Source organism: Enterobacter sp. R-25 (assembly GCF_049913205.1).
GTDB lineage: Bacteria > Pseudomonadota > Gammaproteobacteria > Enterobacterales > Enterobacteriaceae > Enterobacter > Enterobacter ludwigii.
Genome location: NZ_CP183982.1, coordinates 3,209,968 through 3,232,787, shown reverse-complemented (window position 1 = coordinate 3,232,787; position 22,820 = coordinate 3,209,968). Strand labels below are relative to the sequence as shown.

The following is a 22,820-nucleotide window of genomic DNA, read 5'->3' as shown; positions in this document are numbered from 1 at the left end:
TGCTACAGCAAGCTTTTGACGTAGGCGTCAATGTCGCTGATGTATTTTTCAATGCCAGAGGCATCTTTCTCACGAATTAGATGTTCCAGCGTTTCACATAACTGCTTGCCGGGAACCAGATTAAGCATGGCAAACACCCCTTTAAGCCGGTGTGCTGTCTGTGCCAGCGCTGCAAAATCATTCGCAGCGGACTCAGTATACAACCGCTTAACATCATCTGGTACTGTATCAACAAAGAGTGAATAGTATCCGCTGGCGTGAAGCTCGGCATTTTCATTGCCGCCTAACGGTGATTCCGCTATCTCTTCCTGCGCCAGTTGCTCTTCTATTAGTTGTAGTACAGCTTCCTGCATCGCATTGCTTATATTAAAGTTGACGCGCAGCTGGCCTGGGCCGATTTTTCGCACGCCTGGCTCATCATCGCTTAAAAGCAAGCCGGAGGCAGTAAGATTAGACGGATTATCAGTTAAAAACAGATCAAATTCTTGACTTGAGAGTCTTTCATCCGGCGTTATGCAGGCCGCGCCCCAGTTTTCTAACTGACGAACCACAATATTGCGGATCTCGTTCGAGGTCACATCCACCATCACGACCACATCATCCAGCAGGCGTTCTTCGTCTTCTTCCTGTGGATTCGCCGCCATTTTAACGTGCAGTGAGTAACGCGTGCCAAGTGATTCGCGGGCCTTGATATTCAGATGGCCACCGAGCTTACGTGCCAGCTGATCGCACAGCCAGAAGGTCAGGGCATTGGCCTTGCCGTAATGATCGCTCTGGGTGTCATTCAGGAACGGGAAATGCAGATTATCGATTTCGCTTGTCGTTACGCCTTCCCCGGTATCCAGGATGCGGAACGTCAGGCGATCTTCAGCCGACTCGTCGGTACTGACTTCCAGGGTGATCTTGCCGATCTGGGTGGTGGTGACGGCGTACTGAATAATCATCAGCAGAATGCGACGCAGCGCTTCGCGATCGCCGTGACGTTCATCATTCGCCGGTAAATGGTTATTGATCAGCAGCTGCAGCCCTTTGCGCTTAATCACGGGCAGGACCTCAGGCACCACTTCATCGATCAGATTCTGGATAGAGAAGAGAGTCGGCGTTCCTTTCCAGAAATCATTTTCGAGCATATTCGCCAGCTGGATCTCATCTACCATGCGCACCAGCGAGTCGGCCTGGCAGGCAAGCTGATGGCTTTCAGATGTATTCAGCGCCGCCGCCTGGGTCGCCAGCATTTTTAACGGCTTCTTGAAGGCATCACCAATATTCTGCATAAAGGCAGCGCGCCCCTGCTGGTTTTTCTCATACAGACGTTGTGCCTGCTTGAGCTTTTTATTCACCAGCACTTCACGATCCTGATCGCGGATGATGAAGATCTGCGTGCGGGAGGCGATCTGGCTGCGGAACTGTCGGATCTCATACAGCTCGTTATTAATGGTGGCCTGAATCACGCCCTGATGTTGATCCGCCATGGCGGTGATGTTCTGCAGATTGAGATGAGGCAGCAGGTGGTCAGCAATTTTATTGCTCATCACCGTACGGTTGGCTTCCTGATCGTGAACCAGCACCCCAAGCGGCAGCACGGAAATAATCTCTTCATTCAGCGCGCGCAACACGCGCAGTTCGTTACTGGTTCCTGCCGGGACCGGGGCGGCATCGCTTTGACGCCCTGACTGGAAGCGGAACGTGCTGTAGCCAAACAGCGCCAGCGCCAGCAGGCCGATATTCAGCAGCAGGGGCAGCAGGATATTTTGCAGCGTATCAAGCAGCAGGGTGCCGAACGGCACTTGCCACACCAGACGCATACCCGTTGAGTTCAGCGAAGAGGCAATTTCGATTTTCGAGCCGTTAAAGGAGATCGATACGCTCTCTGCGGCCTCTTTGTCCGATGCGGCACGCATATTCTGAGTGCTGCTGTCCGGCTCCAGACGGAAGCTGTCGAGCGGCATATCCGGTGGAATCAAGTCATTGATGGGCAAATCGAAGGCCACCACCGTCGCCAGATGGCCTGGCTGGTTAAAGGTGGTACGCAGCGTAAAGTAATGGCCATTCTGCCAGGCGAGGCGGCGCAGAGATGAGAAGCTCTCACGTTCATCAAGGGCGTTCGCCTGCTGCAGCATTTCTGCCCGGCGGGAATCGACAATGCTGCCCACGGTCGTCTCTTTGAAACCGGAAGAGAGATCTTTTAGCGGCAGGGTTGAGATCAGGATCATGCTGTTGTCCTGACCGTTGAGATAGTACATTGACCACGGCACCGTCTCGGCACCCCAAAGGGTATCAAGATAGGTTGAGATGCGTTGGGTCATCTCAAGCGTCGCGCTGTCATGAGAGCCGAAGATCAGCGCTTCGGTTTTGCGCTGTGGTTTTTCCAGATAATAGACGTCCTGCTTCAGGCGAGTCTCCTGAAGCCCGTCTCCGGAGGAGGTTGCCGGCGCGGCCGCGATGTTGTCGTAAATCTGCCAGGTTGCATAGCGCCAGGTATCAATGCGCTTGTGGACGGCGTGGGTGATATCAACAACCTGATAGCTCTTGTCCTTCAGCCAGGCGTTAACCGCGCTCTGAACCATAACCCCCATTGTGACTAGCAGCACAACGATCAAAAGAAGAAAGAAACGGGTGATGCTCCCGGGTAAGAGGGAGAATTTGCTCGGAGCGGTAGTTTCAGTCTGACTCATTGATATCTTTAACCCGTAATGGTCGTGCTCTATGGCGATAGGGCAGTATAAAGGGTAATACCTGAATTTCCAGCGTCACGCTCTTTGAACCCGCCACTTTTTCGACTGACAATATCGGAGAACGCCATTGCATGAAACATGTACAAAGCGAGTGAGCGTGTACAAATAAAAAACGATACATACCGGTAAATAGCACGAATTAACAAGAAATTGAGATTTGCAGTAATGACGCGGTTCTCGAGGAGAGAGGAAACGAATTTAGTTAATAGTCGTTACAATTTCAGTGCGGTAGCACAAAAAAACACATGCTACGTAAAGAAAGGTAAAAAAAAACCGAATGCCAGGCATTCGGTAGAATTAGGGATAAACAGACATTCAAATCTGAATGACGGTAATAAATAAAGTTAATGATGATAGCGAGAGTTATTTTAGAGATAACGGCCGATCTTGTTTTGTCATTCAGTGCTGTAAATATTTTTAATGTAGTTTACTGAATTTAAATGTTTTTTCTTCTCGCTTGATGATAAGTGCTAAATTCTTAAGCTCTCTGTGCTTTGTAAAAGTTCCTTGATATTTACATTCTGAAACATGTTTATCGTGAAATGAAACATTTTCAAAGTTTTCGTATCATATTCCCGTTGGATTATTCTGTAATTTTGCGGAGAATGAAATTGCCGACTGGTTAATGAGGGTTAATCAGTAAGCAGTGGCAATTATAAGGCATATAACAGAGGGTTAATAAAATGAAAGTTAAAGTACTGTCCCTCCTGGTACCAGCTCTGCTGGTGGCAGGCGCAGCAAATGCGGCTGAAATTTATAACAAAGATGGCAACAAATTAGATCTGTACGGCAAAGTTGATGGTCTGCACTATTTCTCTGACGACAAGAGCAATGATGGCGACCAGACTTACATGCGTCTTGGCTTCAAAGGCGAAACCCAGGTTAACGATCAGCTGACCGGTTACGGCCAGTGGGAATACCAGATTCAGGGCAACACCTCTGAAAGCGACAACCAGTCCTGGACGCGTGTAGCGTTCGCGGGTCTGAAATTCGCTGACGCGGGTTCTTTCGATTATGGTCGTAACTACGGTGTGATCTACGACGTAACGTCCTGGACTGACGTTCTGCCAGAATTTGGCGGCGACACCTACGGTGCAGACAACTTCCTGCAATCCCGTGCTAACGGCGTAGCAACCTACCGTAACCAGGACTTCTTCGGTCTGGTTGATGGCCTGAACTTTGCTCTGCAGTATCAGGGTAAAAACGGCAGCGTAAGCGGTGAAAACGATTCCGGTCGTAGCACCCTGAAACAGAACGGTGACGGTTACGGCGCGTCTGTGACCTACAACCTGGGCGAAGGCTTCAGCATCGGTGGTGCGATGTCTTCTTCTAAACGTACTGCTGACCAGAACGACACCACTAACCTGGCGCTGAAAGGCGAAGGCGATCGTGCTGAAGTTTACTCTGGTGGCCTGAAATACGACGCCAACAACATCTACCTGGCGGCGCAGTACTCTCAGACCTATAACGCAACCCGTTTCGGTAACTCTCAGAGCAGCAGCGACATTTACGGCTTTGCTAACAAAGCACAGAACTTCGAAGTGGTTGCTCAGTACCAGTTCGACTTCGGTCTGCGTCCATCCGTGGCTTACCTGCAGTCCAAAGGTAAAGACATCGAAGGTTACGGCGATCAGGATCTGCTGAAATATGTTGATGTTGGTGCGACTTACTACTTCAACAAAAACATGTCCACCTACGTTGATTACAAAATCAACCTGGTTGATGAAAATGAATTCACCCGTCAGGCGGGTATCGGTACTGATGATATCGTAGCGCTGGGTCTGGTTTACCAGTTCTAATCGCTTCATCGTGTGACAAAGGGGGCCTTATGGCCCCTTTTTCGTGCCTTTTCGGTTCTTACAATTCACCCTTTTGGTGTACTCTTGCCGCCCTGGCATGAGGATAATAATGAATGGACATGACTTTTTTACGCGCCAGCTTCCTGGCTATACTTTTTTTCCTGACAGCATGTGACTCTTCCACGCCTGTGGCCAAAACGGATGCTCCCGCGGCGACGGTGCTGGAAGGCAAAACGATGGGCACATTCTGGCGTGTCAGCGTGATGAATCTCGATAAGACACGCGCTGAAGAGCTTCGCAGCAAAATTCAGTCGCAGCTGGACGCCGACGATCAGCTTCTTTCGACCTACAAAAATGACTCTGCGCTGATGCGCTTTAACCTCTCCACCAGCACTTCCCTGTGGCCGGTGAGCGAAGCAATGGCCGATATCGTGACCGAATCAATGCGCGTGGGCTACAAGACCAACGGCGCGATGGACGTGACCGTGGGGCCGCTGGTTAACCTGTGGGGGTTTGGCCCGAACAAGCAGCCTGTCACCACGCCTGACCAGGCGGCGATAGATGACGCCCGCGCCCGGACAGGGTTGCAGCACCTGACGGTGATCAACCAGTACGGACAACAGTACTTGCAAAAAGATATTCCCGATCTGTTTGTTGATCTGTCGACGGTAGGGGAAGGGTATGCGGCAGATCATCTGGCCGCGCTGATGGCCCAGGAAGGTATTTCGCGTTACCTGGTGTCCGTGGGCGGTGCGTTAGTCAGCCGCGGCATGAATGCCAGCGGTAATCCGTGGCGAGTGGCGATTCAAAAACCGACCGACCAGCAAAACGCTGTACAGGCGATTGTGGATATCAACGGTCACGGTATCAGCACCTCCGGGAGCTACCGTAACTATTATGAGCTCGACGGGAAGCGGATTTCGCATGTCATCGATCCGCAGACCGGCCGCCCTATCGCGCATAATCTGGTCTCGGTGACGGTCATTGCCCCCACCGCGCTGGAAGCCGATGCCTGGGATACCGGTTTAATGGTCCTCGGTCCGGAGAAAGCCAAAGAGGTGGTCCGCCAGGAAGGACTGGCTGTCTATATGATCACCAAAGAGGCTGACGGCTTCAAAACCTGGAGTTCGCCGCAGTTCGACAGCTTCCTGGTGAGTGATAAGAATTAAAAAGCAAGGTTGCGGGTTTTTAATCAGTGGCACTCGGGCACGCTGTATGTATGCTTGTAAGAGGAGCTGATGATGAAAAACCCGACCTTTACTACCGATGACGATCGCTGGCTGGCCGTGCTGGCTCGCGATCCGCGTGCTGACGATCAGTTTGTCTTTGCCGTGCAAACGACGGGGATCGTCTGTCGTCCGTCCTGCCGTGCCCGCCACGCGTTACGTAAAAATGTCCGCTTCTACCCCGATGTAGATCATGCCCTTCAGGCAGGGTTTCGCCCGTGTAAACGCTGTAAGCCGGACAAACGCGATCCGCAGGAACAGACGCTGGCAAAAGTTGAACATGCCTGCCGTCTGCTGGAGCGCGATCCCGCGTTAACGCTGGAAATGCTGGCGCAGCAGGTCGCCATGAGTCCTTTCCACTTCCACCGCTTGTTTAAGTCCGTTACCGGTATGACGCCTAAAGCCTGGCAACAGGCGGCGCGGGTACAACGCCTGCGTACCGCGCTTGCGCAGGGGGACAAAATTACCGATGCCGTGCTGGCCGCCGGGTTTCCTGACAGCAGCAGCTATTATCGTCAAGCCAACGCTGCGCTGGGCATGACGGCGAAGCAGTACCGGAAAGGGGATGTGGCGGTGCGTTATGCGATTGGTGAGTGTTCGTTAGGCCGTTGCCTGGTGGGTGAAAGCGAGCGCGGGATCTGCGCGATTCTGCTGGGTGACGACGATGCGACATTAACCAGGGAGCTTTTGACGCTGTTTCCAAAAGCAGAGCGAGAAACGCTGGAAGGAGAATTCGCCCGGCGTATTGAGCGGGTGATTAGCGCTATCGATGACCATACCGTGCCGCTGGCACTTCCGCTGGATATTCGGGGCACCGCTTTCCAGCAGCGTGTGTGGCAGGCGCTTCGTGACATTCCCCGCGGTGAAACGGCAAGTTATCGCCAGGTGGCGCAGACGATCGGTAGCCCAGGCGCTGTGCGTGCGGTGGCGGGAGCCTGTGCCGCAAATAAACTGGCCGTTATCATCCCCTGCCACCGTGTTGTTCGTCACGACGGTGCGCTCTCGGGCTACCGCTGGGGGACAGAACGAAAGGCGTTGTTACTGAAACGTGAGGCAAAGAACCCGGAGGGATAATGCTCGATCTTTTTGCGGATGCGGAACCCTGGCAGGAGCCCCTTGCGCCCGGCGCGGTGATCCTGCGCCGCTTTGCGCTTTCCCGCGCGGCGGCGCTGCTTGCCGGCATCGATGAGGTAGCGGCGGTCTCGCCGTTTCGACACATGGTGACGCCCGGGGGGTACACCATGTCGGTGGCGATGACGAACTGCGGAGAACTGGGCTGGGCGACAAACGCGCAGGGCTATGTATATGCCCCGGGCGATCCTGTAACCGGCCAGCCATGGCCGCCGATGCCTGACGTTTTTCGGGCGCTCTGCCATGACGCCGCCGTTGAAGCGGGCTATGCCGACTTTCGCCCGGATGCCTGTCTGATTAACCGCTACGCCGTGGGGGCAAAGCTCTCGCTGCATCAGGACAAGGATGAACCCGATCTGCGCGCGCCGATCGTCTCGGTATCCTTAGGCCTGCCCGCGGTCTTCCAGTTTGGCGGATTACGCCGTAACGATCCGCTGAAACGGCTCATGCTGGAGCACGGTGATGTGGTGGTTTGGGGCAGGGAATCGCGGCTTTTTTATCACGGCATTCAGCCCCTCAAACCGGGAGTACATCCTCAGACCGGCGAGTTCCGCCTTAACCTGACGTTCCGGCAGGCATCCCGTGGCCAATAAAAATAAGAATTATTCTTGATGTAACCGTCCGGCAGTTTAAACTGCTGGCTGATTTTTATTGCCCGGATTGCCTGCATGCAACTACTTCTCCTCGTCTGGCGTCAGTATCGCTGGCCCTTCATTGCCGTCATGGCGTTAAGCCTCGCCAGCGCCGCGTTAGGTATCGGCCTGATCGCGTTTATTAACGTGCGCTTGATTGAAATGGTCGATACCTCACTCGCCGTCCTGCCGGAGTTTCTTGGCCTGCTACTGCTGTTGATGGCGGTGACGCTCGGCTCGCAGCTGGCGCTGACGGCGCTGGGACACCATTTCGTTTTCCGTCTGCGCAGTGAATTTATCAAGCGTATTCTGGACACGCAGGTAGAACGCGTTGAGCAGCTTGGAAGTGCTTCCCTGCTGGCAGGGCTGACCAGCGACGTGCGCGCCATTACCATTGCCTTCGTTCGTCTGCCGGAGCTGGTGCAGGGCATTATTTTGACCTTTGGTTCGGCGGCGTATCTCGCCTGGCTCTCCACAAAAATGCTGGCGGTCACTGCGCTGTGGATTGTTATCACCATCTGGGGCGGTTTTCTGCTGGTGTCGCGCGTCTATAAACACATGGCGGTGCTGCGTGAAACCGAGGATAAGCTCTATAACGATTACCAGACCGTGCTGGAAGGGCGTAAAGAGCTGACCCTGAATCGCGAGCGTGCCGAGCATATCTTTAACCATCTCTATATTCCCGATGCCCGCGAATACCGGCATCACATCATTCGCGCCGATACCTTCCACCTGAGCGCGGTGAACTGGTCGAACATTATGATGTTGGGCGCCATTGGCCTGGTCTTCTGGATGGCGAACAGTCTGGGATGGGCGGATACCAACGTCGCGGCGACCTATTCACTGACGCTGCTGTTTTTACGTACACCGCTCCTCTCCGCCGTGGGCGCATTGCCAACGTTGCTGAGCGCTCAGGTGGCGTTTAACAAGCTCAATAAATTCGATCTCGCACCGTTTAAAGCCGAATTCCCACGCCCGCAGGCCTTCCCGAACTGGCAAACCCTGGAGCTGCGTAACGTCATGTTCCGCTATCAGGACAACGCTTTTTCCGTCGGACCGGTAAACCTGACGATTCATCGCGGCGAACTGCTGTTCCTGATTGGCGGTAACGGTAGCGGGAAATCCACGCTGGCGATGCTGCTCACCGGTTTATATCAGCCGCAATCGGGCGAGATTTTGCTGGATGGTAAAGCGCTGAGCGCGGAGAAACCAGAGGATTATCGCAAGCTCTTCTCGGCGGTCTTCACCGATGTCTGGCTCTTTGATCAGCTGCTGGGGCCGGAAGGGCAGCAGGCTAACCCTGCGCTGGTGGAGAAATGGCTTGGGCAACTGCAGATGTCCCATAAGCTTGAGCTTCAGGACGGTAAAATCCTGAACCTGAAACTCTCGAAGGGGCAGAAAAAGCGCGTGGCATTGCTGTTGGCACTGGCTGAAGAGCGCGACATCATCCTGCTTGATGAGTGGGCGGCAGACCAGGACCCGCATTTCCGCCGCGAGTTTTATCAGGTGTTACTGCCGCTGATGAAGGCGATGGGCAAAACTATTTTCGCCATCAGCCATGACGATCACTACTTCATTCATGCCGACCGTCTGCTGGAGATGCGCGACGGTAAGCTCAGCGAGTTGACCGGCGAGGAGCGCGATGCGGCGTCTCGTGATGCGGTAGCGCGCACGGCCTGATGTCTCGTCTTCCCCTCTCCAACCGGGAGAGGGGATAAAATCGCGGCCGATGTGCCGCTTTTTTATGCATCCCGTCCCGTTGTTTATTCTTATTTACATATCCCCGCGCTATGCTTAATGCCATCTCATTTCATGGATTTATGATTGATGTCGGTATTAAAGAAAAACAGCGCCCGGCAGCGTGACCAGGAACGTGCGCGTCTCATCTGGCTTCTCACGACCGATAAAGCGGTCACGTCTGCGTTACTGGGCAAACTGACCCTGGCTGAGCAATATGATGTCGGCACTTTAGCCGACGATATTGCTGAGGTAGGTGCACTGGTTGCCCATTTGCCTCCGCCCGACCTGGCGGATACCCTCGAAGCACTTCCCTCGGAAGAGCGTCACGCCCTGTGGCGTTTGGTGCAGGATCACGAGCGCGGGCAGGTGCTGCTGGAGGCGTCGGAAAACGTCTGGGATGACCTTATCGATGAGATGAGCGACCGGGATATTCTTGATGCCCTGCAAACGCTGGATATCGACGAACAGATTTACCTTGTTCAACACCTGCCGCGTAACCTGACCGGCCGACTGCTGGCCTCGTTGCCTGCCGATGAACGGGCGCGCGTGCGCCAGGTGATGCACTACGATAAACACAGCGTTGGCGCAATTATGGAGTTTGGCGTCATCACGGTGCGCCCGGACGTCACGCTCGGCACGGTGCAGCGTTATTTACGCCGCCTGGGGAGTATGCCCGACAACACCGATAAACTGTTCGTAACCTCGCGGGATAAAACCTTGCTTGGTGAGCTGGAGCTGAAAACGATCCTGCTCAACAGCACTCAGCGGCGGGTGAGCGAGGTCATGGAAAACGAGCCGATGGTCTTCTCGCCGGAGGATGACGCGGAAAAAGCCGCGCGTACCTTCGAACGTGACAACCTCGTGAGTGCGGCGGTCGTGGACTCGGTCGGCAAGCTGATGGGACGTCTGACAATCGATGAGATCGTTGACGTGGTCTACGAAGAGACCGATAACGATCTGCGTGCGCTTGGGGGGATCAGCGCCGAAGATGACGTCCATGCCTCTGTGGGCAAGGCGGTCAAAACCCGCTGGGCCTGGCTTGCCATTAACCTCTGTACCGCGTTTATCGCCTCCCGCGTGATTGATGGCTTCGAACACACCATTTCGCAGCTGGTCGCGTTAGCCTCGCTGATGCCGATTGTGGCCGGGGTAGGCGGCAACACCGGCAACCAGACCATCACCATGATTGTTCGCGCGCTGGCGCTGGAGAACATTCAGCCGGGTAACTTTGCCTTCCTGATCTTCAGAGAGATGGGCGTGGCGCTGATTAATGGCCTGGTGTGGGGCGGAATTATGGGCGGCATTACCTGGTGGTTGTACGACGATATGGCATTAGGCGGCGTGATGATGCTGGCGATGGTGCTGAACCTGCTGGTTGCGTCGATGATGGGCGTCATCATCCCGTTGACGATGACAAAGCTCGGGCGCGACCCCGCAGTAGGGTCGAGCGTGATGATCACTGCCATCACCGATACGGGCGGCTTCTTTATTTTTCTTGGGCTGGCAACGCTTTTTCTTCTTTAACCCGACGCTTAATTCGGGCGGGAAGGAGTGCCATCACGATAATCCCGCCCAGCACGCCAATGGCCAGGTTGCCGGTTGAAACCGTGGCTGCAACGGTCACCAGCATCACGACCGTTTCCGCAATGGGGGCATTTTTCACCGTCGCGGGCTGCAGGCTATTCCAGCTGAAGGTTTTGACGGCGACAATCGCCATAATCCCGGCCAGCACGGCCATCGGGATGCGGGCCATCACTTCACTCAGCGCCGTCACCAGCACCAGAAGCACCAGACCGGCCGCAACAGTGGAAATGCGGCTGCGGCCTTTGCCCATCTCCACGTTGACGATGGTTTGACCAATCATGGCGCAGCCTGCGATACCGCCATACCAGCCGGCCAGAATGTTACCGATGCCCAGACCAATGCTTTCGCGGCGCTTGCCGGACGGGGTTGCCGTCAGCTCATCCACCAGTTTTGCCGTCAGCAGCGACTCCAGCAGACCCACAAACGCAATGCTTAATGCGCATGGCCAGATAATGCTCAGCGTATCGGTGTTCAGCGGGACAAGCAGCTGCGTCAGCCCGGGCAGGCCACCGCTCATAGTGCCTTCGTCACCCACGGTCGGCAGGATTTGCCCGGTGGTCACGGTAAACAGGGTTAACACCACAATGGCAATAAGCGGCGCGGGGATACTTTTGATATAGCGGGGCACCCAGAGGACGATCAGCAGCGTCAGCACGAACAGGCCCACAATCAGCGGGCTTCGGCTCCAGAAATGGGGAACCTGGGCGAAGAAAATCAAAATACCGAGCGCGTTAACAAACCCGGTCATCACCGACTGCGGAATAAAGCGCATCAGTCGCGCCATACCGAGCACGCCGAAGAGGATCTGGATCGCCCCGGCCAGCAGAACGGCCGGCAAAATGTACTGCACGCCATGCTGATGCACCATCGGGCCAATCACCAGCGCCACGGAACCCGCTGCCGCCGTGACCATTGCCGGGCGGCCGCCGAGCACGGACAGGGCAAGACACAGCACCACGGAAGCAATCAGGCTGACTTTAGGATCAACCCCTGCCACGACAGAAAACGAAATCACTTCAGGAATAAGCGCCAGGGCAGTAATCACGCCCGCCAGCGTTTCACGCATCAGCAGCCGGGGAGAGCGTAACACCGAGGCGACATGGCCTTCATGGGGTAAAGAAGAATCGGGTAATGACATAACACTTCGCAGGTTAGGGCAGGCTTCCGTGCGCGCGATCACAAAACGCAACATACTAGCCAGAAAAGCCGCCTTTTGCCAGCCGCATAGGTAATCCCTCACAAACAATCCATCATTAAATTTCACAATTACAATAATTTCTTAACCTTTAAACACCATTTAAAAGTTGTTACCGTTCCCGCGCAGCTTTTTTCACCTGCAATTTCCACGCATCACGCACTTTTACACTAAGGCATAAATTATGAAAAAAATGACTGCCATGCTCTTGTCTCTGGCCGTGGGGCTGAATACCGTCTCAATGGCGGCAAAAGCTGACACGCCAAAAGAGCAGGAAACGGACGTCCTTTTAATTGGTGGCGGTATTATGAGCGCCACGCTGGGAACCTATCTGCAAGAACTGCAGCCAGACTGGTCTATGACCATGGTCGAGCGCCTCGATGGCGTGGCGCAGGAGAGCTCGAACGGCTGGAACAACGCCGGTACGGGCCATTCGGCACTCATGGAACTGAACTACACACCGCAGAAAAAGGACGGTTCCATTAGTATCGAGAAGGCGGTTGAGATCAACGAAGCATTCCAGATTTCTCGCCAGTTCTGGTCTCACCAGGTGAACAGCGGCGTAATGCACGATCCGCACTCCTTCATCAACACCGTGCCGCACATGAGCTTTGTGTGGGGCGAGCAGAACGTTAACTTCCTGCGTGCGCGCTATGCGGCTCTGCAGCAGAGCACGCTGTTCCGCGGCATGAAATACTCCGAAGATCACGCGCAGATTAAAGAGTGGGCTCCGCTGGTCATGGAAGGTCGTGACCCGAACCAGAAAGTCGCCGCGACCCGTACTGAAATTGGTACTGACGTGAACTACGGCGAAATTACCCGCCAGCTGGTAGGTTCCCTGCAGAAAAAAGAGAACTTTAATCTGCAGCTCAGCACCGAAGTGCGTGGTTTCAAGCGCAATGCGGATAACAGCTGGAGCGTGACCGTTGCCGATCTGAAACACAATGAAGAAGAGCACGTCATCAAGGCGAAGTTTGTCTTTATTGGTGCGGGCGGCGCGGCGCTGAAACTGCTGCAGGAAACCGGTATTCCGGAAGCGGACGATTACGCAGGCTTCCCGGTGGGCGGTCAGTTCCTGGTGTCTGAAAACCCGGAAGTGGTGAATCGTCACCTGGCAAAAGTCTACGGTCAGGCTTCCGTTGGTGCGCCACCCATGTCCGTTCCGCACATCGACACCCGCGTGCTTGACGGTAAACGTGTGGTGCTGTTCGGGCCATTCGCGACCTTCTCCACGAAGTTCCTGAAAAACGGTTCCCTGTGGGACCTGCTGAGTGCGACCACCACCTCTAACGTTAAGCCCATGATGGACGTCGGTCTGGATAACTTCGATCTGGTGAAATACCTGATTAGCCAGGTGATGCTCTCTGACGATGAACGCTTTGACGCGCTGAAAGAGTACTATCCGCAGGCGAAGAAAGAAGACTGGCGTTTGTGGCAGGCGGGTCAGCGTGTGCAGATCATCAAACGCGATCCGAAAGAGGGCGGTGTACTGCGTCTGGGTACCGAAGTGGTCAGTGACAAAGAAGGCACTGTTGCTGCGCTGCTGGGTGCGTCACCGGGAGCTTCTACCGCTGCGCCAATCATGCTGCATCTGATGGAAAAAGTGTTTAAAGACAAAGTTGCCAGCCCGGAATGGCAGGCAAAACTGAAAACCATTATTCCTTCTTACGGCACTAAGCTGAACGGTAACGTTGACGCGACGGAACAGGAACTGGAATACACCAGCCGCGTTCTGCAGCTGCAATATGTGAAGCCGCAAGCTGCTGCTGACGCAGCACCAAAGGCAGAGCTGAAGCCTCAGGCGGAAAACAAACCGGTCGCGGATATCGCACTCTGATGTGAAAAAGCCGGGTAGCGTTAGCGCTTACCCGGCTTATTAAACCGCACAGTATCATGGCCGGGTCAGGCGAAATCGCCACACGGCTTATCCTTAACGGACTTCTGCGGTGCCCGTCTCTTCTTCCGCCTTCCACACGCGATATTTCACTTCCACGTTTGCAGGCGTATAAACGACGATTGGCAGCTTGCTGTTATAGCGCAGCAGACTGTTGTCACCCAGATACGCGGTAACAAATTTCTTCTCTTTCTTGCCATCCGGGCAGGCCATCATGGTCGAAACCGGAGACGTCACTTTATCAAAGACGTAATAGTCGTAGCCCCAACCTTCCAGGGTTTTGCTTTCCAGCTGACCGCCCAGACGGTGCTGGTTGCAGTCCACTTCCAGCGTCTGGCCAATTAACAGTTCCACTTTGAAATTCGCTTCATCCTGCTGAGCGGGTAACTGAATGACCTGACGCTTCATTCCTTTTTCCGCTTGCGGATAAGGCGCTACTTTTTCCAGAGGCTGCGCTTTAGGGGTGTCGCTGGCGAAAGCGCTGGTGCTAACGCATGCGGCGGCAATCAGGGCAATGGCAAATTTAGGTGCTTTTTTCACAGTCATTCCTTTATGTCAAACTATCAGGCACAGGTTAACATAATGTTCGTGAATGGTTAGTGTAATTTACTTACATTTTCAATATTGGCAGCGTATAAAACTCTATTCATGCGCAATGAGTGGTTGTTTGTACTGCATTGGAGTCTGGCGGCAGATCGTGTTATTTTAAGCGCCACATAATGTTATTCATCTGTGAAGGGAAGAGAGAGATGGTACGTGCAAAACTGAAAACACCTGAAGGCCGCAAGTTCCTGTTGGCGCTACTGGTTGTGTTTATGATTGCTGCCGCGTGTGTTGGGCGGGCAACCATTGTTGGCGTTATTGAACAGTACAACATTCCTCTCTCTGCCTGGACGACCAGCATGTATGTCCTGCAATCAGCGATGATCTTTGTTTATAGCCTGGTGTTCACCGTGCTGCTTGCCATTCCGCTGGGCATTTTCGTCCTGGGTGGGCGTGATAAACACTAAACGCCTTTCCTGCGATAAAAAAGCCAGCCTGAGCGCTGGCTTTTTTATTGGCTCGTTGTTCTTCCTCAGGTTTTTAATCCGTCGTATCCTATTCTGTAAGCAGTCAGGCCACTGTTTTCAGAGCAGGAGTTACAGATGCTTTCCAGATTTACGGTACTCAGCCGGATCCCTCGTGGGGTCTGGGTAGTGGGTGGCGTCAGTATGTTGATGGACATCTCGTCAGAGAGTATTCACAGCCTGCTTCCACTGTTTATGGTGACTACGCTGGGAACGAGCGTGTTGGTTATCGGCCTGATTGAAGGGCTCGCGGAGGCTACCGCTCTCTTTATCAAAGTCTTTTCGGGGGCGATTAGCGACTATCTTGGCAAGCGTAAAGGGCTGGCGCTACTCGGGTATGGCCTCGGTGCGCTGAGCAAACCCTTTTTCGCCCTCGCATCCTCTTCGGGGATGGTTTTAGGCGCGCGCCTGATGGATCGTGCGGGGAAGGGGATCCGCGGTGCTCCACGGGATGCGCTGGTTGCAGATATCACCCCGCCGGAACTGCGTGGGGCGGCATATGGCCTGCGTCAGTCTATGGATACCACCGGCGCATTTCTGGGGCCACTACTGGCCGTGGGGTTAATGCTGCTGCTACACAATGATTTTCGCGCGGTTTTCTGGATAGCCCTGATCCCCGGCTTTCTTTCGGTTGCGCTGCTGTATTTCGGCCTGAAGGAGCCGAAAACCCCTGTCGAACATAAACGCACTAATCCCATCAAAAGAGAGAATTTAACGCGGCTGGGAAAATCGTGCTGGTGGGTCATTGGCCTGGGGGCGGTATTCACACTGGCACGTTTTAGCGAGGCTTTTCTTGTCCTCCGTGCGCAACAGTCTGGCGTTCCCCTGGCCTTAATCCCGCTGGTGATGGTGGTGATGAACGTGATCTATTCTTTCTCGGCCTATCCGTTTGGCAAACTCTCTGATGGTATGAGCCATACCCGGCTTCTGCAGTGGGGGCTAGTCGTTTTGATTGCCGCTGATGTCGTTCTGGCCCTGAGTACCCACTGGACCGGTATTATTGTCGGCGTTGCGCTCTGGGGCATGCATATGGGGATGACTCAGGGGCTGCTGGCCGCTATGGTGGCCAAAACAGCACCTGCGGATTTGCGCGGTACGGCGTTTGGTCTTTTCAGTCTGGTCAGCGGGGTCGGGTTACTGATGGCCAGCGTGGGTGCCGGCGCTATCTGGGAACTGTGGGGCGCAGAATATACCTTTTATGCCGGCGCGGTGATTTGTTTGCTGACGCTGCTTTATCTGCGTAAAACGCCTGCCGAAGTGCGGTAAGAATACGGTTATTAAAATGCTTTTCTTTTTTTAGTCGTAAGAATCTGGGCTGGACAGCATTCATGCTGATTCAACCAGCCCTGTCATCAATTGCAATAAATTCCTGCCTCTGTAATTAGCCCCCCCGCTATACCGCCACGTTGTTCAATTATCACACCGCTTATCGCGTGAAATCCGGGTATGTATCCCTCTCTGTATTGCTGACGGTGTCTGGCTTGGGGCCACACGAGCTATGCAGGGACAGGGCGCTTTATCCAGGGGGAGGGATGCTTTTGTTACGTCAATGCACGTGCACTGAAACATTATTTCACTTTTTTTATGCAGGATAATGAACCGGAAAAATTCACCGTCTGAGTGTTATTCACTAAAAAAATGATTGGTTGCGATAACAATAGAGATGTTTTGAAGCGAATTAACAGGGAAATGTAGTGGCTGAGTTGATTGTTATTTCTACGATTTGAATTAGGGATATTGATAAATATCAAATGTGTAATCGTTTACAGTCGTTATTATGCGCGGTTTGAAGTGCTTGTTTCGTTTGTTGAAAAAAGTCCCCGACATGTGCCGGGGTAGTTAATTGTTGTTTCTGTTTTCCCTTAACATAAATTAAAGGTAATTATTGTAATGAACCGCCATTCTATCATTTCTTTATCCGTAATAATTGCGCTTTCATGCGGAAGTGTGAACGCCTTCGCTTCTAATTTCATGACCATGGATGAAAAAGCCACTGCTATTCAGTCGATTCGCAATGAAGCCAATCAGGCCATGGAGGATAAGCAGGCTGCATTAAAGGCTTACAATGCCGACCGTTCACCTGAAAATATGGCCCGTTTAGGGGACATCGAAAACAGCTTACGCACTGCAGGCGATCGTATTAATGCAGTACAGGCAACTGAAACGGCTCCCGATGCGCCGCGACCTGTAACACAAAGAACGCCGCAACCCCTGCAGCAGAAAACGCCACACATTACGGGCACGACTTACCGGAACGCTGTGATTTCAATGCAGCAAGTCACAACAGGGCCAGCCTTACCTGCAGGAACTGCCGTTAACACCCCTGACGCCACCAAAACGTCTGCAGTGGCTGCGCCACAAATCACAGGCACAACTTACCGCGCCGCAGTGGTGTCTATGCAGCAAGCGACAACAGGTCCAGCCTTACCCGCTGGCACGGCGGTTACTGCGCCCTCGCTTACTCATACTCCAGCCACCACGAAAGCCCCTGATAACGTTACAAGTGTTGCCATAACAAAAGACACGGGCTCGATTAACGTTGCTGTGTCCAGTATGAAGCCGGGGACGCCTGTGAATATCACGGTTAATGGTGTCACCACTACCACCACCGCAGGGGAGATCGCCAAAGTCGATCCGAATGTGCAAATCGCAGTTCCGCATGTAGACGCGTTGATCGTCTCTCAGCGTCAGGGAAGCGATCATAGCCGTAATAACTCACGACATGAGCATGGAACGGGGAACGGCAGCAACAATGCAGCCAACAGCAACAGCGCCCACGGCTTAGGCGGTGGCAATCATATTGGTGGTGGTAGCGCTCAGTCTGGCTCCAGAAACGTGGGTCACTGGTGATAGTAAATCTCTTGATGGGGTGGTTTTTGGGGGTTGTCAGTGGCTGGTGTATGGCTGGAATAGTGGCAAACCTGAAAGAAATCAGGCGACAACATGTCGAATTTGGGAAGTATTTTAAGTGAAACCCTTAAAAAAAGCGTTACTGATGAAAAAGGCTCAGTGGACATTCATCATTCTGGCAGCGGTGACTACAACAGCATGTAGCATTGCTTCTCAACCCGAAACGGATGCATTAAGCACCCGGCCTTTCATGGGGGGAAATGGTAAACGTGTTGCGGCAATGTCAGATTTTCAAATCTGCGAGGCGTTGGGCTATGCACAGGCCCACCACGAAACGAAAGTTTACAACACGCTTTCCGCATTGTTGGAGCAACGCCAACAGGCGGGCACGCTCAGGATCGCTCAGGGTGATTGCACCGCAGCAGCGCTAAACGTCATCAATGAGGAAAAGGCCAAAGTGAAACAGTAACGCATCAGGGGGCCTAAACGGGCCCCTTTTTTTCCAGTGAGTTACATGACACGAAATTCCCTTTGCAGAAATACAAAAACAACCCGGAAGGGTTGGTTTTCAAGATTATGTTGGTCGGAAAAACGCTTCTTGGGGATGTCCTCATGTGGCTTATGAAGACATTACAAACATCGCGGTGTGTTAATCAATGGGGAGCAGGGTAGGGTTAGATATGTATCAGCTCAGACTCGTTTTGGCTGTCTCAATACACCGAACCAAACCTAATATGGCAGTAAACGCTCAATCGCGACGTAACAGATTTGGACTTACACTCGTAGCCCATCCACACTTACTCGTGGCAGATCAATTACTGTCTTAATGCTTGTTTCGATGCAGTCAATGATGGACTCACGAGGCCCGCAGCGCCAGTCTGCACTCGCGTAGAAAGAATTAAGCACCGTATTCATATTTTCAATACTTTCAAAGGCTCGAATGAGATAGTAGCAATCAAGATCGTGCAGAGAGTGACCAAACGACACCACATCGATGCCGTGGCGTTGATGTAGGGGAACGCTAATTTCTGCCATGACGTTATGAAAAAATGCTCCGGTGCCTTTGTGTAAATTGTATTGCAGTATCTCGACTGTTTTCATCATCACTGCTCCAGACGTTGGTGTATCGCACTAAGTCGATTGTCCAATGTTATTGTGTTACACAAAGGAAAATTATCAGCTAAAGTCCGCGCCAGTACATTCGATATGAGGGCTTCAACGAAATTTATTCATTTGTAAGCCACATATCAGACTCTTCAAACATATCCTCCAGCATGCGGTTCAACTTTTCACGATCGCTTTTGCTGGCATCGCTATTGAGTCCGTTAGCCTGCATAGGCTTAACCTTCACTTCAGCATCAGGGAAGATGTTATGCACTCGCTTCGTAAGCTCGGCCAATATAATTTCTCTGGCTCCATCCAGGCCCTGAACATTTCGCTTATCGTAAACCAATTCAACAAACATAAAACCTCCGTAATAACTTCAAGTGGGGGGAGGTATTTTTACTGTAAAAATATACAGCGTCAAGCGTGGCGGAGTGTTTTAAGGGGGGGTGTTGACCGTTGGTGCTGAAACTACAGGTAATGATTCCCATCAGAAATTAAGCAATAAAAAAACCAGCCATAGCTGGCTGGTTTTAAAGAGTATTTTTGGTCGGCACGAGAGGATTTGAACCTCCGACCCCCGACACCCCATGACGGTGCGCTACCAGGCTGCGCTACGTGCCGACGCATAAAAAGAATACTACTCGATTCCGTTTTGAATGCAAGGGAATCTGTTGCTAACTGGTTTATAATTAATCAGTTAGCGATAAAGCGCTTCTCATCCGTCAGAACCTGCAGCAGCAGGCTCAGCTGCGGTTTTTGGTCTTTCAACCGCTCACCCTGCAGATTATACGTCTGATACTTCCCATTGTTGTTCAGCACCAGCGTCAGCGCTGGCGTAGTCACCACCAGCGTGCTCTCTCCGGCAGCCGTCACCCAGTTATGGCGGCGGGTGGCACTGAAGAGATCCTGCCCCTGTGAATATTCGTTTGCTGGCGTGCTGACGTGCAGCAGACGTTGCATCAGGGTCGTCATCACATCTTTATGTTCAGTCAGCATATTGATGCGCTGCGCCGGCGTTCCCGGCCAGTGGATCACCAGCGGAACATGCAGATTTGGACGCGACCACTCCATGCTCTTCGTTTCGTCACCCAACGGGATACCATGACCGGCCGTGACGATCACGACGGTGTTATCCAGCTTGCCAGCCTCGCGCAACGCGTCGAGCACGCGGCCAATCTGTGCATCAACATCACCGGCAGCGCGGCTGTAGCGGCGCGCAAAGCCTTTCTGATTCGTGTCCTCAAGGTTGGTGCCGTTTAAGGCAACCCACGAGAACCAGCGGTTATCTTCCTGGGCGTAGCGTTGCAGCCAGCTTATCCACTGACTGGCGGTCTGTTCATCTGTCTGGCTCTGTGCCGCCGGCAGTGAGAAGTCTGACAGCAGCGCCTGGCGATAGAGCGCGCTGTTAAAGCCATCCGAAGAGAATAGCCCTAACTGATAACCCTGCTGATTAAGTCCGGTGATCAGTGCCGCAGGAATACGGGCGGACAGCACGCCGTCCATGTATCCGGCTGAAATACCGTAGAACAGACCAAAGATACCCGCATCGGTCGAGTTACCGGAACTCATATGCTGTGTAAACGTCACGTTCTTACTGGCGAAATCAGCCAGAGCAGGCATCTGCTTCTCGTAACGTGAATAATTCAGTCCATCGACGGTGATTAACAGGACGTTTTGCCCGCGGCCCATATCGCGATAGCGTAGTTCGCTCAGCGGATACTGAACGCTGACCGCTTCCGGATTACCCTGTTCGACCAGACGGCGCTGATACTCCTGCGCATCCAGCAGGCCGTGTTTTTCGAGGAAACGGCGGGCCGTCATCGGATAAGAGAGCGGCAGGTTAGCGCGCTGCATGGTAATAGGGCGATAGAAGTTCGCATCCGCCCAGATATACATGATGTGCGAGCTAATAAAGGAGACGAAAAAGAGCGTCGCAACGGGCTTCGCATAATGGCGGCGCCGGGTCAGGCTGCGCAGTTTTTGCCAGCTCCAGGTGGCAAACAGCATCTCAATAAGCAGGATCACCGGAACGCTGATAAACATCAGCTGCCAGTCACGGGCCGTTTCGTTTTGATCCGGGTTGATCACCAGTTCCCAGACGATGGGGTTGAGATGCAGGTGAAAACGGGTAAAGACTTCGCTGTCGATAAGCAGCAGCGTTATCCCCGCCGTCGCGAGGATAGCGGACAAGAAACGCATGAGCCGCTGCGACATGACGATAAACGTCAGGGGGAACAGGATCAGCAGATAGGTGGCGAAAACCAAAAAGCTAAAGTGACCCACAACGCTCATCCAGGAGTAAATACGCCCGGTTAGCGTTGTCGGCCAGTCTGCGACAAACAGATAACGACAGCCAATGACCGACGCTAACAGAATGTTGAACAGGGCAAACCAGTGTCCCCAGCTGACCATCTGGGAGACTTTTTCACGGTAGCGCTGACGATTCGTCACCATAAACTGTTGTTCGTTTCCCTTAATGGGCCTGGTCGTCGCTGACGGAGGACTGTAACGCCTGGGCGAAAGATTTGGCGATCGCCTGACGCTGAGCCGGAGCAACGCTGGTATTGATAAGGTTGGTGACCATATTTCCCAAAACCATCAGGGAGAGATCGGTCGGCGTTTTATGTCTTTCCAGTACGTTGACCAGCTCACTGAGCAGTTGTTCAACGTGTTCATCACTGTAGCGGGAATGTTGTGGCATAAATCAAAATCAGTTTGTTGATGAAAGGGCAACATATTACCGTAGCGACAGCTTTTTTTCCCCTTTTTTATCTGTTGTTGCACACATGACCTGGTGGTGGTTGAATACCGCCCGGTCTAAAAGGAGAGTTTATCATGAGTCTGGAAATCAACCAGATTGCCTTGCACCAGCTTATCAAGCGTGATGAGCAAACCCTTGAAGTGGTGCTTCGCGATTCGTTACTGGAACCCACGGCGACCGTTGTGGAAATGATGGCGGAGTTGCACCGCGTCTACAGTGCTAAAAATAAAGCCTATGGTCTGTTCAGCGAAGAGAGCGAACTGGCTGATAGTCTTCGTCTGCAGCGTCAGGGCGAAGAGGATTTCCTGGCGTTTAGCCGCGCCGCCACCGGACGTCTGCGTGACGAACTGGCAAAATACCCGTTCGCAGACGGCGGTATCGTCCTGTTCTGTCACTATCGCTACCTGGCAGTAGAGTATCTGCTGGTCACCGTGCTGAACAATTTAAGCAGCATGCGCGTGAATGAGCAGCTGGATATCAGCTCTACCCACTATCTTGATATCAACCATGCGGATATCGTGGCGCGTATCGATTTAACCGAGTGGGAAACGAACCCGGAATCGACCCGCTACCTGACCTTCCTGAAAGGCCGCGTCGGTCGTAAAGTGGCTGATTTCTTTATGGACTTCCTCGGCGCCAGCGAAGGTCTTAACGCCAAAGCGCAGAACAAAGGGCTGCTGCAGGCGGTTGACGACTTTACCGCCGAAGCGCAGCTCGATAAATCTGAGCGTCAGACCGTGCGCCAGCAGGTGTACAGTTACTGCAACGAACAGCTGCAGGCGGGAGAAGAGATTGAGCTGGAGTCGCTGTCAAAAGAGCTGGCGGGCGTCAGTGAAGTCAGCTTCCAGGAATTTACCGCTGATAAAGGCTATGAGCTCGAAGAGAGCTTCCCGGCGGATCGCAGTACGCTGCGACAGCTCACTAAATTTGCCGGTAGCGGCGGTGGGTTGACCATCAACTTTGATGCCATGCTGTTGGGTGAACGCATCTTCTGGGATCCGGCCACCGATACGCTGACCATTAAAGGCACGCCGCCGAACCTGCGCGATCAGCTTCAGCGCCGCACCTCTGGCGGGAAATAACAGGCATAAAAAAAGCC

At 53.2% G+C, this 22,820-nt stretch carries 19 protein-coding genes and 1 tRNA gene; 12 read left to right on the top strand and 8 right to left on the bottom strand.

The annotated features are described in order from the left end of the window. Positions 1-2: 2 nt before the first annotated feature. Positions 3-2,675 carry a phosphotransferase RcsD gene (rcsD, locus tag ACN9MQ_RS15415; protein WP_020883163.1) on the bottom strand — a complete coding sequence of 891 codons (2,673 nt, stop codon included), beginning with the start codon at positions 2,673-2,675 and terminating at the stop codon, positions 3-5. 743 nt (positions 2,676-3,418) lie between these two features. On the opposite strand from rcsD, the gene ACN9MQ_RS15410 reads away from it, so the two are divergent. The 6 genes from ACN9MQ_RS15410 to mgtE all read left to right on the top strand — a co-directional run bounded on the left by ACN9MQ_RS15410 (position 3,419) and on the right by mgtE (position 10,787). Continuing rightward, positions 3,419-4,534 carry a porin OmpC gene (locus ACN9MQ_RS15410; protein ID WP_014170959.1) on the top strand — a complete coding sequence of 372 codons (1,116 nt, stop codon included), beginning with the start codon at positions 3,419-3,421 and terminating at the stop codon, positions 4,532-4,534. A 113-nt stretch (positions 4,535-4,647) separates the two neighbouring features. Further along, a complete protein-coding gene (gene apbE, locus ACN9MQ_RS15405) occupies positions 4,648-5,703 on the top strand; it encodes an FAD:protein FMN transferase ApbE (RefSeq protein WP_032678595.1) in 1,056 nt (351 codons plus the stop codon). 72 nt (positions 5,704-5,775) lie between these two features. Continuing rightward, positions 5,776-6,834: a bifunctional DNA-binding transcriptional regulator/O6-methylguanine-DNA methyltransferase Ada gene (gene ada / locus ACN9MQ_RS15400; protein WP_063858288.1), complete on the top strand. Its 1,059-nt coding sequence runs from the start codon at positions 5,776-5,778 to the stop codon at positions 6,832-6,834. Continuing rightward, entirely contained in the window at positions 6,834-7,484 is a 651-nt protein-coding gene (alkB, locus tag ACN9MQ_RS15395; RefSeq protein ID WP_020883168.1) for a DNA oxidative demethylase AlkB, read from the top strand. The genes ada and alkB overlap by 1 nt, the downstream gene beginning before the upstream one ends. Before the next feature lie 75 nt (positions 7,485-7,559). Continuing rightward, on the top strand, positions 7,560-9,203 hold the full coding sequence (locus tag ACN9MQ_RS15390; protein WP_047742945.1) for a multidrug ABC transporter permease/ATP-binding protein: 1,644 nt from the start codon (positions 7,560-7,562) through the stop codon (positions 9,201-9,203). A gap of 147 nt (positions 9,204-9,350) precedes the next feature. After that, on the top strand, positions 9,351-10,787 hold the full coding sequence (gene mgtE / locus ACN9MQ_RS15385; RefSeq protein WP_244047356.1) for a magnesium transporter: 1,437 nt from the start codon (positions 9,351-9,353) through the stop codon (positions 10,785-10,787). On the opposite strand, the gene ACN9MQ_RS15380 is transcribed toward mgtE, so the two are convergent. After that, positions 10,750-12,039 carry a SulP family inorganic anion transporter gene (locus ACN9MQ_RS15380; protein WP_244048013.1) on the bottom strand — a complete coding sequence of 430 codons (1,290 nt, stop codon included), beginning with the start codon at positions 12,037-12,039 and terminating at the stop codon, positions 10,750-10,752. The genes mgtE and ACN9MQ_RS15380 overlap by 38 nt on opposite strands. A gap of 187 nt (positions 12,040-12,226) precedes the next feature. Here ACN9MQ_RS15380 and mqo point away from each other — a divergent pair, with 187 nt between their 5' ends. Next, complete coding sequence (gene mqo / locus ACN9MQ_RS15375) at positions 12,227-13,879, top strand: malate dehydrogenase (quinone) (RefSeq protein ID WP_014170951.1); 1,653 nt, start codon at positions 12,227-12,229, stop codon at positions 13,877-13,879. Positions 13,880-13,972: 93 nt separating this feature from the next. On the opposite strand, the gene eco is transcribed toward mqo, so the two are convergent. Then, complete coding sequence (eco, locus tag ACN9MQ_RS15370) at positions 13,973-14,476, bottom strand: serine protease inhibitor ecotin (RefSeq protein ID WP_025203609.1); 504 nt, start codon at positions 14,474-14,476, stop codon at positions 13,973-13,975. 209 nt (positions 14,477-14,685) lie between these two features. On the opposite strand from eco, the gene ACN9MQ_RS15365 reads away from it, so the two are divergent. The 4 genes from ACN9MQ_RS15365 to ACN9MQ_RS15350 all read left to right on the top strand — a co-directional run bounded on the left by ACN9MQ_RS15365 (position 14,686) and on the right by ACN9MQ_RS15350 (position 18,322). Then, positions 14,686-14,946 carry a DUF2534 family protein gene (locus ACN9MQ_RS15365; protein ID WP_426262648.1) on the top strand — a complete coding sequence of 87 codons (261 nt, stop codon included), beginning with the start codon at positions 14,686-14,688 and terminating at the stop codon, positions 14,944-14,946. Positions 14,947-15,081: 135 nt separating this feature from the next. Beyond that, complete coding sequence (locus ACN9MQ_RS15360) at positions 15,082-16,269, top strand: MFS transporter (RefSeq protein ID WP_032680578.1); 1,188 nt, start codon at positions 15,082-15,084, stop codon at positions 16,267-16,269. Between the two features lie 624 nt (positions 16,270-16,893). After that, on the top strand, positions 16,894-17,853 hold the full coding sequence (locus ACN9MQ_RS15355) for a hypothetical protein (protein ID WP_047742938.1): 960 nt from the start codon (positions 16,894-16,896) through the stop codon (positions 17,851-17,853). 118 nt (positions 17,854-17,971) lie between these two features. Next, a complete protein-coding gene (locus ACN9MQ_RS15350; RefSeq protein WP_228176546.1) occupies positions 17,972-18,322 on the top strand; it encodes a hypothetical protein in 351 nt (116 codons plus the stop codon). Positions 18,323-18,627: 305 nt separating this feature from the next. On the opposite strand, the gene ACN9MQ_RS15345 is transcribed toward ACN9MQ_RS15350, so the two are convergent. From ACN9MQ_RS15345 to ACN9MQ_RS15325, 5 genes are all read right to left on the bottom strand, one after another. Beyond that, a complete protein-coding gene (locus tag ACN9MQ_RS15345) occupies positions 18,628-18,954 on the bottom strand; it encodes an NIPSNAP family protein (RefSeq protein ID WP_025203613.1) in 327 nt (108 codons plus the stop codon). 124 nt (positions 18,955-19,078) lie between these two features. Continuing rightward, positions 19,079-19,318, bottom strand: coding sequence for a DinI family protein (locus ACN9MQ_RS15340; RefSeq protein WP_014170944.1), 240 nt, complete (start codon positions 19,316-19,318; stop codon positions 19,079-19,081). A 186-nt stretch (positions 19,319-19,504) separates the two neighbouring features. Then, a tRNA-Pro gene (locus ACN9MQ_RS15335) sits at positions 19,505-19,581 on the bottom strand. 72 nt (positions 19,582-19,653) lie between these two features. Next, entirely contained in the window at positions 19,654-21,414 is a 1,761-nt protein-coding gene (gene yejM / locus ACN9MQ_RS15330; RefSeq protein ID WP_426021367.1) for an LPS biosynthesis-modulating metalloenzyme YejM, read from the bottom strand. Between the two features lie 19 nt (positions 21,415-21,433). Next, complete coding sequence (locus ACN9MQ_RS15325) at positions 21,434-21,661, bottom strand: YejL family protein (protein ID WP_214605659.1); 228 nt, start codon at positions 21,659-21,661, stop codon at positions 21,434-21,436. Between the two features lie 134 nt (positions 21,662-21,795). Here ACN9MQ_RS15325 and yejK point away from each other — a divergent pair, with 134 nt between their 5' ends. Further along, complete coding sequence (yejK, locus tag ACN9MQ_RS15320; RefSeq protein WP_014170942.1) at positions 21,796-22,803, top strand: nucleoid-associated protein YejK; 1,008 nt, start codon at positions 21,796-21,798, stop codon at positions 22,801-22,803. The last annotated feature ends 17 nt before the right edge of the window (positions 22,804-22,820 follow it).

What these genes read in the sequence shown, in the direction of transcription:
- ACN9MQ_RS15390 (WP_047742945.1), top strand. Translation starts at nt 7,560, where the DNA reads ATGCAACTACTTCTCCTCGTCTGGCGTCAGTATCGCTGGCCCTTCATT.
- yejM (WP_426021367.1), bottom strand. Translation starts at nt 21,414, where the DNA reads ATGGTGACGAATCGTCAGCGCTACCGTGAAAAAGTCTCCCAGATGGTC.
- ACN9MQ_RS15345 (WP_025203613.1), bottom strand. Translation starts at nt 18,954, where the DNA reads ATGAAAACAGTCGAGATACTGCAATACAATTTACACAAAGGCACCGGA.
- ACN9MQ_RS15340 (WP_014170944.1), bottom strand. Translation starts at nt 19,318, where the DNA reads ATGTTTGTTGAATTGGTTTACGATAAGCGAAATGTTCAGGGCCTGGAT.
- yejK (WP_014170942.1), top strand. Translation starts at nt 21,796, where the DNA reads ATGAGTCTGGAAATCAACCAGATTGCCTTGCACCAGCTTATCAAGCGT.
- mqo (WP_014170951.1), top strand. Translation starts at nt 12,227, where the DNA reads ATGAAAAAAATGACTGCCATGCTCTTGTCTCTGGCCGTGGGGCTGAAT.
- ACN9MQ_RS15365 (WP_426262648.1), top strand. Translation starts at nt 14,686, where the DNA reads ATGGTACGTGCAAAACTGAAAACACCTGAAGGCCGCAAGTTCCTGTTG.
- ACN9MQ_RS15355 (WP_047742938.1), top strand. Translation starts at nt 16,894, where the DNA reads ATGAACCGCCATTCTATCATTTCTTTATCCGTAATAATTGCGCTTTCA.
- alkB (WP_020883168.1), top strand. Translation starts at nt 6,834, where the DNA reads ATGCTCGATCTTTTTGCGGATGCGGAACCCTGGCAGGAGCCCCTTGCG.
- ACN9MQ_RS15325 (WP_214605659.1), bottom strand. Translation starts at nt 21,661, where the DNA reads ATGCCACAACATTCCCGCTACAGTGATGAACACGTTGAACAACTGCTC.
- apbE (WP_032678595.1), top strand. Translation starts at nt 4,648, where the DNA reads ATGGACATGACTTTTTTACGCGCCAGCTTCCTGGCTATACTTTTTTTC.
- ACN9MQ_RS15410 (WP_014170959.1), top strand. Translation starts at nt 3,419, where the DNA reads ATGAAAGTTAAAGTACTGTCCCTCCTGGTACCAGCTCTGCTGGTGGCA.
- ACN9MQ_RS15380 (WP_244048013.1), bottom strand. Translation starts at nt 12,039, where the DNA reads ATGTTGCGTTTTGTGATCGCGCGCACGGAAGCCTGCCCTAACCTGCGA.
- rcsD (WP_020883163.1), bottom strand. Translation starts at nt 2,675, where the DNA reads ATGAGTCAGACTGAAACTACCGCTCCGAGCAAATTCTCCCTCTTACCC.
- ACN9MQ_RS15360 (WP_032680578.1), top strand. Translation starts at nt 15,082, where the DNA reads ATGCTTTCCAGATTTACGGTACTCAGCCGGATCCCTCGTGGGGTCTGG.
- ada (WP_063858288.1), top strand. Translation starts at nt 5,776, where the DNA reads ATGAAAAACCCGACCTTTACTACCGATGACGATCGCTGGCTGGCCGTG.
- mgtE (WP_244047356.1), top strand. Translation starts at nt 9,351, where the DNA reads ATGTCGGTATTAAAGAAAAACAGCGCCCGGCAGCGTGACCAGGAACGT.